The organism is Kitasatospora sp. NPDC001119 (assembly GCF_053598475.1).
The window spans coordinates 82,246-94,964 of record NZ_JBSFKI010000012.1; the positions used below are offsets into that span (position 1 = coordinate 82,246).

16 protein-coding genes are annotated in these 12,719 nt (G+C 69.9%); 10 read left to right on the plus strand and 6 right to left on the minus strand.

Annotated elements, in window-relative coordinates; genetic code table 11:
* The first annotated feature begins 21 nt into the window (after positions 1–21).
* From sufB to ACWDD9_RS17045, 7 genes are read left to right on the plus strand one after another with little or no spacing between them, the layout of a single operon-like run.
* A complete protein-coding gene (sufB, locus tag ACWDD9_RS17015) occupies positions 22–1,437 on the plus strand; it encodes a Fe-S cluster assembly protein SufB (protein WP_049650590.1) in 1,416 nt (471 codons plus the stop codon).
* A 54-nt stretch (positions 1,438–1,491) separates the two neighbouring features.
* Positions 1,492–2,721, plus strand: coding sequence for a Fe-S cluster assembly protein SufD (sufD, locus tag ACWDD9_RS17020; RefSeq protein ID WP_449811933.1), 1,230 nt, complete (start codon positions 1,492–1,494; stop codon positions 2,719–2,721).
* 5 nt (positions 2,722–2,726) lie between these two features.
* Positions 2,727–3,044, plus strand: coding sequence for a bifunctional 3-phenylpropionate/cinnamic acid dioxygenase ferredoxin subunit (locus ACWDD9_RS17025; protein ID WP_063349526.1), 318 nt, complete (start codon positions 2,727–2,729; stop codon positions 3,042–3,044).
* A 6-nt stretch (positions 3,045–3,050) separates the two neighbouring features.
* The gene (sufC, locus tag ACWDD9_RS17030; RefSeq protein ID WP_049650587.1) at positions 3,051–3,815 is read left to right on the plus strand and encodes a Fe-S cluster assembly ATPase SufC; all 765 of its coding nucleotides are present in this window, start codon (positions 3,051–3,053) and stop codon (positions 3,813–3,815) included.
* A complete protein-coding gene (locus ACWDD9_RS17035) occupies positions 3,812–5,071 on the plus strand; it encodes a cysteine desulfurase (protein WP_049650586.1) in 1,260 nt (419 codons plus the stop codon). Before sufC ends, ACWDD9_RS17035 begins: the two co-directional genes overlap by 4 nt.
* Before the next feature lie 19 nt (positions 5,072–5,090).
* A complete protein-coding gene (sufU, locus tag ACWDD9_RS17040) occupies positions 5,091–5,543 on the plus strand; it encodes a Fe-S cluster assembly sulfur transfer protein SufU (protein WP_049650585.1) in 453 nt (150 codons plus the stop codon).
* 21 nt (positions 5,544–5,564) lie between these two features.
* Positions 5,565–5,942 (plus strand): metal-sulfur cluster assembly factor, encoded by a 378-nt coding sequence (locus ACWDD9_RS17045; protein WP_079271946.1) that lies wholly within the window; start codon positions 5,565–5,567, stop codon positions 5,940–5,942.
* A gap of 238 nt (positions 5,943–6,180) precedes the next feature.
* Here ACWDD9_RS17045 and ACWDD9_RS17050 read toward each other — a convergent pair whose 3' ends face one another.
* The 4 genes from ACWDD9_RS17050 to ACWDD9_RS17065 all read right to left on the minus strand — a co-directional run bounded on the left by ACWDD9_RS17050 (position 6,181) and on the right by ACWDD9_RS17065 (position 8,132).
* Entirely contained in the window at positions 6,181–7,071 is an 891-nt protein-coding gene (locus ACWDD9_RS17050; protein ID WP_449811934.1) for a hypothetical protein, read from the minus strand.
* A 143-nt stretch (positions 7,072–7,214) separates the two neighbouring features.
* Positions 7,215–7,646 carry an NUDIX hydrolase gene (locus ACWDD9_RS17055; protein ID WP_449811935.1) on the minus strand — a complete coding sequence of 144 codons (432 nt, stop codon included), beginning with the start codon at positions 7,644–7,646 and terminating at the stop codon, positions 7,215–7,217.
* A 33-nt stretch (positions 7,647–7,679) separates the two neighbouring features.
* Positions 7,680–7,847 carry a hypothetical protein gene (locus ACWDD9_RS17060; protein WP_449811936.1) on the minus strand — a complete coding sequence of 56 codons (168 nt, stop codon included), beginning with the start codon at positions 7,845–7,847 and terminating at the stop codon, positions 7,680–7,682.
* Between the two features lie 27 nt (positions 7,848–7,874).
* Positions 7,875–8,132: a hypothetical protein gene (locus ACWDD9_RS17065; protein WP_449811937.1), complete on the minus strand. Its 258-nt coding sequence runs from the start codon at positions 8,130–8,132 to the stop codon at positions 7,875–7,877.
* Between the two features lie 87 nt (positions 8,133–8,219).
* Between ACWDD9_RS17065 and ACWDD9_RS17070 the strand changes: the two genes are divergently transcribed.
* Positions 8,220–8,624: a hypothetical protein gene (locus ACWDD9_RS17070; protein WP_449811938.1), complete on the plus strand. Its 405-nt coding sequence runs from the start codon at positions 8,220–8,222 to the stop codon at positions 8,622–8,624.
* Here the strand turns inward: ACWDD9_RS17070 and ACWDD9_RS17075 are convergent.
* Positions 8,621–9,649: an NAD-dependent epimerase/dehydratase family protein gene (locus ACWDD9_RS17075; protein ID WP_387825845.1), complete on the minus strand. Its 1,029-nt coding sequence runs from the start codon at positions 9,647–9,649 to the stop codon at positions 8,621–8,623. The two genes, ACWDD9_RS17070 and ACWDD9_RS17075, sit on opposite strands and share 4 nt — an antisense overlap.
* 133 nt (positions 9,650–9,782) lie before the next feature.
* On the opposite strand from ACWDD9_RS17075, the gene ACWDD9_RS17080 reads away from it, so the two are divergent.
* Positions 9,783–10,430 carry a Uma2 family endonuclease gene (locus ACWDD9_RS17080; RefSeq protein ID WP_449811939.1) on the plus strand — a complete coding sequence of 216 codons (648 nt, stop codon included), beginning with the start codon at positions 9,783–9,785 and terminating at the stop codon, positions 10,428–10,430.
* A 132-nt stretch (positions 10,431–10,562) separates the two neighbouring features.
* Positions 10,563–11,039, plus strand: coding sequence for an NUDIX domain-containing protein (locus ACWDD9_RS17085; RefSeq protein WP_449811940.1), 477 nt, complete (start codon positions 10,563–10,565; stop codon positions 11,037–11,039).
* A 233-nt stretch (positions 11,040–11,272) separates the two neighbouring features.
* Here the strand turns inward: ACWDD9_RS17085 and ACWDD9_RS17090 are convergent, their stop codons facing one another.
* Positions 11,273–12,607, minus strand: coding sequence for an MFS transporter (locus tag ACWDD9_RS17090; protein ID WP_049650576.1), 1,335 nt, complete (start codon positions 12,605–12,607; stop codon positions 11,273–11,275).
* Positions 12,608–12,719 lie beyond the last annotated feature (112 nt).

A 12,719-nucleotide genomic window follows, 5' to 3' on the forward strand; every position in this document is an offset into this window, starting at 1 on the left:
TCCGCGCGTTAGGAAGCTCGCATGACTGACACCGTTTCGCACCCCGAGCTCGAAGGCCTCGGCAATTACGAGTACGGCTGGGCCGACCCGGACACCGCCGGTGCCGCGGCCAAGCGCGGGCTCAGCGAGGACGTCGTCCGCGACATCTCGGCGAAGAAGAACGAGTCCGAGTGGATGCTGAACCTGCGGCTCAAGGGCCTGAAGCTGTTCGGCAAGAAGCCCATGCCGACCTGGGGCTCCGACCTCACCGGCATCGACTTCGACAACATCAAGTACTTCGTCCGCTCCACCGAGAAGCAGGCCGAGTCCTGGGAGGACCTGCCGGCGGACATCAAGGCGACGTACGACAAGCTCGGCATCCCGGAGGCGGAGAAGCAGCGCCTGGTCGCCGGCGTCGCCGCCCAGTACGAGTCCGAGGTCGTCTACCACCAGATCCGCGAGGACCTGGAGGAGCAGGGCGTCATCTTCCTGGACACCGACACCGCGCTGCGCGAGCACCCGGAGATCTTCAAGGAGTACTTCGGCACGGTGATCCCGGCCGGCGACAACAAGTTCGCCGCGCTGAACACCGCGGTGTGGTCCGGCGGCTCGTTCATCTACGTGCCGAAGGGCGTGCACGTCGACATCCCGCTGCAGGCCTACTTCCGGATCAACACCGAGAACATGGGCCAGTTCGAGCGGACGCTGATCATCGTCGACGAGGACGCCTACGTCCACTACGTCGAGGGCTGCACCGCCCCGATCTACTCCTCCGACTCGCTGCACTCGGCGGTCGTGGAGATCATCGTCAAGAAGGGCGGCCGCTGCCGCTACACGACCATCCAGAACTGGTCGAACAACGTCTACAACCTGGTCACCAAGCGTGCCGTGGCGTACGAGGGCGCGACCATGGAGTGGGTCGACGGCAACATCGGCTCCAAGGTCACCATGAAGTACCCGGCCGTCTACCTGATGGGCGAGCACGCCAAGGGCGAGACCCTCTCGATCGCCTTCGCGGGCGAGGGCCAGCACCAGGACGCCGGCGCCAAGATGGTGCACATGGCGCCGAACACCTCGTCCAACATCGTCTCCAAGTCGGTGGCGCGCGGCGGCGGCCGGACCTCCTACCGCGGTCTGATCGAGATCGGCGAGGGCTCCAAGGGCGCCAAGTCCAACGTGCTGTGCGACGCGCTGCTGGTGGACACCATCTCCCGCTCGGACACCTACCCGTACGTGGACGTCCGCGAGGACGACGTGTCCATGGGCCACGAGGCGACCGTCTCCAAGGTCAGCGAGGACCAGCTCTTCTACCTGATGAGCCGCGGCATGACCGAGTTCGAGGCGATGGCGATGATCGTCCGTGGCTTCGTCGAGCCGATCGCGCGCGAGCTGCCGATGGAGTACGCGCTGGAGCTCAACCGGCTGATCGAGCTGCAGATGGAGGGCGCGGTCGGCTGACCTCCGGCCGCCGCCGTCCACTCATTTCCGAGGAAGAGAGCACTACGAACAGCCATGGCTGAGCAGAACACCACCGGCTCCACCACCGCCGGTTCGATCGAGGTCGGCACGGCCGGCGCGGGCGCGCAGCTCGCCGGCCCCGGCACCGGCCGCACCACGGTCCAGCAGCCGATCGACGCGCGCGTCGCGGTCAAGCCGTCCTTCGACGTGAACGACTTCCCGGTGCCCACCGGCCGCGAGGAGGACTGGCGGTTCACCCCGCTGCACCGCCTCGGCGGGCTGCACGACGGCACCGCCGCCGCTGCCGAGCGCGGCGAGGACAAGGTCGAGTTCACGCTGCCGGACGGCGTCACCGCCGAGACCGTCGGCCGGGACGACGCCCGCCTGGGCAAGGCCGGCACGCCGGTCGACCGGGTCGCCGCGCAGGCGTTCAGCGCCTTCGACCAGGCGCTCGTCGTCACCGTCCCCCAGGACGCGGTGCTCACCGAGCCGGTCAAGATCGACGTGCACGGCGAGGGCGGCACCCGCTTCGCCCACGTGGTGGTCGACGTCAAGCCGTTCGCCGAGGCCGTCGTGGTGATCAACCACACCGGTACCGGCACCCGGGCCGCCAACGTCGAGCTGCTGGTCGGCGACGGCGCCAAGCTCACCTTCGTCTCCGTCCAGGACTGGGACCGCGACGCCGTCCACGCCGCCCAGCAGACCGCGCTGGTCGGCCGGGACGCCTCGCTGAAGTCCGTGGTCGTCACCTTCGGCGGCGACGTCGTCCGGATCCACCCGCGGGTCAGCTACGCCGCGCCCGGCGGCGAGGCCGAGCTGTTCGGCCTCTACTTCGCCGACGCCGGCCAGCACCTGGAGCACCGTCTGGTCATCGACCACGACACCCCGCACTGCCGCTCCAACGTGGTCTACAAGGGCGCGCTGCAGGGCCAGGACGCCCACGCCGTCTGGGTCGGCGACGTGCTGATCCGCGCCGCCGCCGAGGGCACCGACACCTACGAGCTCAACCGGAACCTGGTGCTCACCGACGGCGCCCGGGTCGACTCGATCCCCAACCTGGAGATCGAGACCGGTGAGATCGTCGGCGCCGGCCACGCCTCCGCGACCGGCCGCTTCGACGACGAGCAGCTGTTCTACCTGCGGTCCCGCGGCATCCCGGCCGACGAGGCCCGCCGCCTGGTGGTCCGCGGCTTCTTCGCCGAACTCGTCCAGCAGATCGGCGTCGCCGAGATCCAGGACCAGCTGATGGAGAAGATCGAGGCCGAGCTGGAAGCGGCGGTCTGATCCAGATGACCTTCCTCCGTGCCTGCGCGCTGAGCGACCTCCAGGAGGACGTTCCCAAGCGCGTGGACCTCAACGGCGTGCCGGTCTCCGTCGTCCGCACCGACGAGGGGGTGTTCGCGATCAACGACACCTGCTCGCACGCGAACGTCTCGCTCTCCGAGGGCGAGGTCGAGGACTGCATGATCGAGTGCTGGCTGCACGGCTCCAGCTTCGACCTGCGCACCGGCAAGCCGTCCGGCCTGCCCGCCACCAAGCCGGTCGCTGTCTACCCCGTAAAGATCGAAGGGGACGATGTGCTCGTCTCCGTCAACCAGGAGTCCTGAGTACACATGGCAACCCTTGAAATCCGCGACCTGCACGTCTCCGTGGACGCCGAGAACGGCCCGCGCGAGATCCTGAAGGGCGTGGACCTGACCGTGAAGCAGGGCGAGACCCACGCCATCATGGGTCCGAACGGCTCGGGCAAGTCCACCCTCGCCTACTCGCTGGCCGGCCACCCCAAGTACACCGTCACCGGCGGCTCGGTGCTGCTCGACGGCGAGGACGTCCTGGAGATGTCCGTCGACGAGCGCGCCAAGGCCGGCGTCTTCCTGGCCATGCAGTACCCCGTCGAGGTCCCGGGCGTCTCGGTCTCCAACTTCCTGCGCACCGCCGCCACCGCCGTCCGCGGCGAGGCCCCCAAGCTGCGGCTGTGGGTGAAGGAGGTCAAGGAGGCGATGGCCGCCCTCCAGATGGACCCGGCCTTCGCCGAGCGCAACGTCAACGAGGGCTTCTCCGGCGGCGAGAAGAAGCGCCACGAGATCCTCCAGCTGGAGCTGCTCAAGCCGAAGATCGCGATCCTCGACGAGACCGACTCCGGCCTGGACGTCGACGCGCTGCGGATCGTCTCCGAGGGCATCAACCGGGTCCGCTCGACCGGCGAGGTCGGCACCCTGCTGGTGACCCACTACACCCGCATCCTGCGGTACATCAAGCCCGACTACGTCCACGTCTTCGCGGGCGGCCGCATCGTCGAGTCCGGCGGCGCCGAGCTGGCCGACAAGCTGGAGAACGAGGGCTACGAGGCGTATGTGAAGGGGGGCGCGTCCGAGTGACGCATCCGTTCGCGGGACTGCTCGACACCGACGCGATCCGCAAGGACTTCCCGGTCCTCCAGCGGGTGCTGCACGACGACAAGCCGCTGGTCTACCTGGACAACGCGGCGACCTCGCAGAAGCCGCGCCAGGTGCTGGAGGCGCTGAACGCCTACTACGAGCGGCACAACGCCAACGTCCACCGCGGCGTGCACGTTCTCGCCGAGGAGGCCACGGCGCTGTACGAGGGCGCCCGGGACAAGGTCGCGGCGTTCGTCAACGCGCCGAGCCGCAACGAGGTGATCTTCACCAAGAACGCCTCGGAGTCGCTCAACCTCGTTGCCAACATGCTGGCCTGGGCCGACGAGCCGTACCGGGTGGACGCCGACTCCGAGATCGTCATCACGGAGATGGAGCACCACTCCAACATCGTCCCGTGGCAGCTGCTCTCGCAGCGCAGCGGTGCGAAGCTCAAGTGGTTCGGGCTGACCGACGAGGGCCGGCTCGACCTGTCGAACATCGACGAGCTGATCACCGAGAAGACCAAGGTGGTCTCCTTCACCCTGGTCTCCAACCTGCTCGGCACCGTCAACCCGGTCGAGACGATCGTCCGCAAGGCCCAGTCGGTCGGCGCGCTGGTCGTCATCGACGCCTCGCAGGCCGCGCCGCACATGGTGCTCGACGTGCAGGCGCTGGAAGCCGACTTCGTCGCCTTCACCGGGCACAAGATGCTGGCCCCGACCGGCATCGGCGTGCTCTGGGGCCGCCAGGAGCTGCTGGAGGACCTCCCGCCGTTCCTCGGCGGCGGCGAGATGATCGAGACCGTCACCATGGGCTCGTCCACCTACGCCCCGGCGCCCCACAAGTTCGAGGCCGGCACCCCGCCGATCGCCCAGGCGGTCGGACTCGGCGCGGCCATCGACTACCTCCAGGGCATCGGCATGGAGAAGATCGCGGCGCACGAGCACGCGATCACCGAGTACGCCGTCGAGCGGCTGCTGGAGGTCCCGGACCTGCGGATCATCGGCCCGCGCACGGCCGTGGACCGCGGCGCCGCGATCTCCTTCACCCTCGGCGACATCCACCCGCACGACGTGGGCCAGGTGCTGGACGAGCAGGGCATCGCCGTGCGCGTCGGCCACCACTGCGCGCGGCCGGTGTGCCTGCGGTACGGAATTCCGGCGACCACGCGGGCGTCGTTCTATCTGTACTCGACGCCGGGCGAGGTCGACGCGCTGATCGACGGCCTGCACCACGTCCGGAACTTCTTCGGCTGAGGGACGGGGCAGGACGACCATGAAGCTCGACTCGATGTACCAGGACATCATCCTGGACCACTACCGCAACCCGAAGGGCAAGGGGCTGCGGGACGGCGACGCCGAGGTGCACCACGTCAACCCGACGTGTGGCGACGAGATCACCCTGCGGGTGAAGCTCGACGGTGCCAAGGTCACCGACGTCTCGTACGAGTCCCAGGGCTGTTCGATCAGCCAGGCCAGCGCCTCGGTGCTGAACGAGCTGGTGGTCGGCAAGACCGTCGGCGAGGCGCAGGCCGTCCAGGAGGCCTTCCTGGAGCTGATGCAGAGCAAGGGCCAGGGCGAGGGCGACGAGGAGGTGCTGGAGGACGCGGTCGCGTTCGCCGGCGTCTCCAAGTACCCGGCCCGGGTCAAGTGCGCCCTGCTCAGCTGGATGGCCTGGAAGGACGCCACCGCCCAGGCGCTCGCCAAGAACCCCGCCGTGAACGACTGACCCGCAGAGGAGGACAAGACCATGAGTGACGAAACCCCCTCCACTGCGGAGGAGCAGACCGGCACCGTCATCGTCGGCACCACCGCCGGCACCGTCTCGGTCGAGGACCTGACCGAGGCCCTGATGGACGTCGTCGACCCCGAACTGGGCATCGACGTCGTCAACCTGGGCCTGATCTACGGCATCCACATCGACGAGTCCGACGTGGCCACCATCGACATGACGCTCACCTCGGCGGCCTGCCCGCTGACCGACGTCATCGAGGACCAGGCCAAGACGGCCACCGACGGCCTGGTGCAGGACCTGCGCATCAACTGGGTCTGGATGCCGCCGTGGGGCCCCGACAAGATCACCCCCGACGGCCGCGACCAGCTCCGCGCCCTCGGCTTCAACGTCTGAGATCTGCTGTACGGTACGCCGCTGCCGCGCGAACCCTTGGGGGTCGCGCGGCGGCGGCGTTTTTGCGCAAACACCCGAGCGCCATCTGCTGTGCTGCACAGGTCCCCCGCCGTTCCCCACCATCCACCCCCCACCCGCCTGCCGGCGGGTGCCCGCCCCTGCCCTGCGCCGCGTGCGGCGCAGATGGAGCAGGGTGACTACCTGCCGGAGCCCCTTCGGGCCGGTGGGACAGTGTGTCTCAGGCGGCGATGTGTGCAGGCCGACTGCCGGTCATCGCGGAGCGTAGAGCTGTTCGGACTCGGGCGGCACCTGCGGCTGCCAAGTCCGCTCCCTGGCCGACCGTGAGGGCTCGGGTGGCCAGGCCGGCGCACGGGCGGCAGATGCCCGGTCGGGGCACGGGGTCGTGGCACTTGGCGCACTCGGCGTACCGGGCCGGTGGCCGTGCGGCGGGCCGGGCGGGTGGCAGCTTGTGCTCCAGGCGATAGCGGAGCACGGCGGCTGCCGAGTGCATCGGGGTGGGCAGGCCCGGAAGCAGGGCATGGGCCAGGTCGGCGGCGGTGCTGCCGCGGGCCAGCCACTGGGCGACCAGGGGAGCGAGTACGCGCGCTTCGGCCTCGCCGAGGCGCAGGCGGGGTTCCGGTCGGATCACCCGGAACAGGGTGGCCACCGCTTCGCGGACCTCTTCGGTCTCGGAATCCTCCTCCTGTCCTTTCGACGTGAGGTCATCGGCCGGACTCGCGGGGAGGGTGGGTTCTTGCTGCCGGTCCTTTACAACAGGGCTGCCAGCAGCGCCGGTTGCCGCTCCACCGGGCGCCGGACGGGTGGCATCCGGCGCGAACCATGGTGTGTCGTACACGTGGGTCTCGGTGCGGATCGTGCCGTCCGGCATGCGGATCTTCTCGACCCGGTAGTAGCCGGCCTCGGTCAGCTCCTTCAGGGCCCTGCGGACGGCGCCGCGCCCCTGGGGGCTGGTGTCGGCCATGTGCCGGCCGTCCTCGCGCCAGCCGTCGGGCCGGGAGAGGAGGTCCGCGAGCAGGCCGCGGGCGGTGTAGCTCAACCGCCGGTACTGGAGTACGGCGTTGGGTAGCACGGTGAAGTTGCGCACGGGGGCGCTACGATGGACGCGCATCGGGAGGTTGTACTCCTGTTGCCGGACCCCGGGGTGTTCCAGCACCGCCGGGGTCGCCTGTTTTCGATTGGATTACAGAACGTATCACGGTAATTGACACTGCGTGAGACGTTTGGGATTGGTGGGTAGCTGCCGGCTTGCGGCTACCTGGTGGCCGGGAGGATCCCGCGTTCGACGGCCCCGCGCAGGACGGTGGCGAAGTCCTGGGGCAGGAGGTTGACCGCGTCGAGGGCTTCGGCGGTGAGGGGGATCTCTTCGAGGATGTACTCGCCTCGGCCTTCCTGGCTGAACTCGGGGCCGGTGCGGTCCTCGAAGCTCCACTTGTCGACGGTGGCGAGGTAGAAGTCCTGGCGCTCGTCGTCAGTTTGGATGGTGTGGAGGAGGCCGGTGATCTCGGCTTCGCCGGCGATCTCCTCACGGACCTCGCGCAGCAGGGCCTCCTCGGGGCCGGCGTCGGTGGGCTCGATCTTGCCGCCGACGATCACCCAGTAGGGGTCGATGCCGGGACGGATGCGCTTGATCAACAGCATGGTGTCGTTCGGGGTGAGGAGGACGGCGCGGACGCGGTGCTGCATGGTGGCCTGCTTCCTGTTCGATGGGACGGGCGGTCAGTGGAGGAGCCAGTAGCCGTCGACGTGCAACGACTGGCCGGCGATGAAGGACGCGCTGGGGCCTGCGAGGAAGGCGACGGCGCGGGACGCACTGGCGGCGGATCTGGTCCTCGGGTCGGGCGTCAGGGGTGGTGGCCCGACGAATCGATTGTGGATGTTCGGCATCGTCCGCCCCTCGATGAGCTCGTCGTCTCAGCGGGGGAATCCGAGGATGTGGTTGCGTGCGGCACGGGCGAGGGTGGCCTGATGCGGGGTGGGGATCGCGGCGCGGTTCCAGTGGAAGGCGATCATGTGCGCGAGGACGTCGCGCAGTCCACGGGTGAGGCTTCCACACAGCGCGAGGTCGGCCAATTCACGGCCCGCGCGGGCGAAGGCGTGGACGCGATCGGTTTCTGCGTGGATGGCTTGGCCGGGGGCGCTCATGGTGAGGGTGTCGGCGGACAGCAGCACTCGGATCCTGTCGGTGACCGGTTGCGGTGGTTCTGCGGGTGCCGGGCGCATGGCGGCGACCCGGGCCCAGACGTGGAGCGGGTCGAGATGAGTAACAGCGCCAGCTTGTTGCTCCTGCGGGACGGCCGTGGCGCCGAGGCCTCTGCCCGGCGGTCGCTGGAACTGAGCGCTGCCCGCTCCGCGAACTCCAATCCTCTTGTCATCGCTCCCCAGGCCCGGGCCGATCTGGCTTCTGCCCTCCTGATGCGCCATGATCTGGACGGCGCTGCTGACGCGCTCTCCCCGGTGCTCTCCCTTCCCCGGGAGTGGCGTGGCGCGGGCCTTACGGGCAGGGTCAACGCGGTCCGGACCGAGTTGGCGTTGCCGGCCTTCCGCAGCGCCCAGCTCGCACGGGATCTTGCGGACCGGATTGACGACTTCACCCTGGTGGCTCCGCCCCAGGTTCTCGGGCCCGGCACGACGCGGATCGCTCTCGGTGGAGGCAATGACTAGCGCACGCTGTCCAGGATGGCCTGCTCCTTGGCCGGGTCGATACCGTGCTTGGCCCAACGCCTGTGCGGGACCGGCGTGTTGCCTTGGCTCAGCCAGTGCCACGTGTCGGCCACGGTCTCTGCGAGCGGCCGGCTGTGGAAGCCGGCCGCGACCGCCGAGGACGAGTCGATGACGGACACACCAGGGTGGTTCCACCACAGCGGAAGCTCGGTCCACTGCCGCAGACCGTGGCGGAGCAAGATCTCGTCCTCCACCCAGAACAGTTCCCCGGTGCTGCCGGTCACGTCCACGCACGCCTGGAGGAAGCCGCCCATCGTCTCCCGGCCGATCGGGGTGGCGAGGTTGTGGACCTGGTGACCGACGTGCAGGACTTGGTCGAGTGCGAAAGTGGCGACATCCCGAACATCGACCGCTTGGACCCGTCTCGTGGGGTCCCCAGGCGCGAGGATCGCTCCGCCCCGCTCGGCTCGGCCCAGCCACCACGGCAGTCGGCCGACGTACTCCCCGGGGCCGAGGATCACGACTGGCCTGAGAAGGCTCGTTCGGGCGAGACCGAATGCCTCGGTCACCGCATACTCGGTACCGGCCTTCCGCCGCCCGTAGTCGGGGTTGATGCCCGAGGCGCTGTCCGATGACTGAGTAGTGCCTGGCCCTGCACCGGCCGGGGCCTCCAGTACCGGCGAGTCCACGCTCAGAGGCTCATGGGGCCATCCCTCGTACACCGAAACGGTGGAGACGTAGACGTACCGGCCGACGACCGGTTCCAGGGCCCGAGTGCCCGCCAGGACAGCACGGGGCGACAGCTCCGAGGCCGAGGTGTCGATCACGGCGTCCCACGGACCGTGATCGGCCAGACGCGCCAGGTCCTCGGGGCGCTCCCGGTCGCCGTGCACGGCGACCGCTCCGGGCACCGGGGTACCGGACAGTCCGCGCGTGAACGTGGTCACCGCCCAGCCCCGTTCCAGCGCGCCGCTCACGACCGCGCGACCCAGGAACCAGCCGCCACCCAGCACGAGAATCCTCATGTGCTGATCCTGCCAGCAGCGCACCCTTCGTCCGGAGATGAGTCGTCAATCTCCCACTGCTCAAACCTCTCCTTCGGCGGAAAGAACTGTGTGCCGCTGGTACGGCTGCTCGCGGCCGGTGAAGGTGGGGCTCATGTCGTCTGTTGTTGCGCTCGGGCAGTGGGTCTTGCCCGAATCGCCATACGCGCTTTGGGCTCGGGGCGAGCTCGATGAGCAGCTGGGGCTACCCGAAGTGCTGCGGGTTGAGGTGATCGGCGGGGAGTTCGCTGTGACTCCGTATCCGCCGGTGAATCATGCCTTGATGCTGCGGGACATCCACGAGTGGCTGTTCCGTGCCGAGTCCAGAGATGGGGGCTTCCCGTGGCGGGTAGTGCAGCACGTCGGCGTCGATCTTGCGGAGATCGGTGACGGGTACAGCCCTGACCTCATTGTGGTGACCGCTGAGGTGGACCTGTTGGCGAGGGCGGAGGACCGATACCTCAGCCCGAACGAGATCAGCTTGGTGGCCGAGGTCACCGCGTATCCCAGCGCGCACAACGACCGGCGCCCTGTATCGGGCAATCCCACCAAGTGGAGCGGGTACGCGCGCACCGGAGTGCCGTACTACCTGCTGGTGGACCGCGACCCGCGGCAGTCCGGTGTCACCCTGTTCGGGGAACCGAACCGGGGCGAGGGGACGTACGAGGTGCTGGGCGAGTGGAAGTTCGGTGAGACCGTCCGGCTGCCGGAGCCGTTCGACGTCGAGATCGCAACCGACGCCTGGAAGCCCTGGAGCGTCTGAGGCCTGCCGCGCTGCCCGGGACTTCTTCGGAAGTCCCGGGCAGTGGCGTCTCCGTGCCTCAGCACGCGAGGGGTTCGCCCGCCGCCGGGTGAACCCCTCGCGCCGTCTGGCTGGGCGGCTACAGTCGCGGCCATGAGCGACTCCCCGTCTCCCGAGGTCGTGGCCCAGCCCCGTACCGCCGCCGGCGTGCTCTTCTTCGACGAGGAGGACGACCGCGTCCTCCTCGTCAAGCCGACCTACAAGCCTGGCTGGGAGATTCCCGGCGGCTACCTGCACGCTGGCGAGACACCGAGCGAGGGCGCGGCCCGGGAGGTCAAGGAGGAGCTCGGCATCACCCCGCCGATCGGGCGCCTGCTCGTCGCCGACTGGGCTCCCCACCCCACCGAGGGTGACAAGCTCCTCTTCGTCTTCGACGGTGGCGTCCTCTCCACCGACGAGCTCGACAGCATCACCATCGACCGGGTGGAGATCGGCGAGTACGCCTTCCATACCATCGGCCAGCTCGACGAAGTCCTCATCCCACGCCTCGCTCGCCGCGTCCACGCTGCCTGCGCGGCCAGGATGCAGTCCGAGACCGTCTACCTGGAGCACGGAGCGACCCGCCCGTAAGGCCACGCCACGGCGCTTCGATGTGACAGGCGGGACGGCGTGCGGTGAGGGCGGGGGCGGGCACCCGCCGGGAGGCGGGTGGGGGGTGGATGGTGGGGAACGGCGGGGGACTTGAACAGCGCAGCAGATGATGCGCGGGTTTCACCCGGCGGCGGGCGAAGCGGGGGTGGGAAGACGCCGCTGCCCGGGACTTCTTCGGAAGTCCCGGGCAGCGGCGTTCTGTGGGTGGGCCGTCAGGCGGTGGGCTTGGGTTTGCGGGCGACGGCGATGGCGAGGGCGGTGCAGGCGAGGGCGGCGAGGGCGGCGAAGCCGCTGACGGAGGGGAGGAGGCCGTAGGTCTGGACGAGGGCGCCGAGGGCGATGATGGGGGCGGAGCTGCCGAGGTAGACGATGACCCAGAGGGCGCTCAGTTCGGAGCCGCGGCGTTCCGGGTTCATCGCGGTGACGGCGCTGGTGAACAGGGAGCGGAAGGCGACGCCCTGGGAGACGCCGCCGAGGACGCTGCCGATGAAGAGCAGTGCCGGGGTGCCGGTGTACTGGGCGGCGACGACCAGGCCGAGGCCGGTGGCCAGGCCGGTCATGCCGAGGGCGGTCACCACGCGGTCGGAGGTCGGCGGGACGAGCAGCTGGGTGGCGGCGGAGGAGCCGAGCAGGAGGGCGGCCACGATCGCGCCGACCAGCTTGGAGTCGGTGTGCAGCAGCTTGGCGGCGAAGGCCGGGGCCAGGCTGAGGTAGACGCCGAACACCGCGTAGGAGATGAAGCCGGCGGTGGCGGCGAGCAGGAACTCGCGGCGCCCGGTGCGCGGCAGCCGCAGGCGCTGGGGGCGCAGGTGGGCCGGGGTGGTGATGCGGGGCGGGGAGGCCGGCGGGCGGCTGCGGCCGGGCATCCGGGGGTGGAGGAGGGCCAGCGGCACGCAGAGCGCGAGCAGGGCGATGGCGTGCAGCAGGAAGGGGGTCAGCAGCGGGTCGGAGCCGCCGGCCAGCAGGGCGCCGACCACCGGGCCGAGGGCGACGCCGCCCGCGGAACAGGCCAGGGTGATCTTGGCGGCCAGGGTCGGGTGGTCGGGCAGCAGGTCGCCGAGGGCGGCTCCGGCGGCTCCGGTGGACAGGCCGACGGCGATGCCCTGGACGGCCCGGCCGGCGGCGAGCTGCCAGAAGCTGTCGGAGGTGGCGAACACGACGTCGCCGACGGCGGACAGCGCGACGGCGGGCAGGATCAGGGCGCGGCGGCCGAGGTGGTCGGACCAGTGGCCGACCACGGCCAGGACCGGGACCAGTGCCAGCACGTAGATCGCGAACAGGACGGTGGTGTCGAGCGCGGTGAGGTGCAGCCGCTGCTGGAGGAGCGAGTAGATCGGTGTGGCCAGGTTGGCGCCGATCAGCATCAGCAGCAGGGCGGCGGCCACCAGGCCGACGCGGACGCCGCGCAGCGCGTTCCAGCGGCTGATCGCGGCGAGCCGGAGCTGGGCGCGCGGCGCGAGCTCCGGGGGAAGCAGGGCCTCCGACAGTCGGCGTCCGTCGAGCTGCGCGGTGCGCAGGCCGGAGCCGGCGGGGGAGAGGTCCGCCATGGCAGGGGTCTCCTGTGGCCGGGCACCACCGGGGTCGGCGGGGTGTGCCGGCGCGCCCGTCCGGAGGCGCTGTGGTGGTGGCCGAGGGTACGGGCTCCCTGGTGGGGCGAGG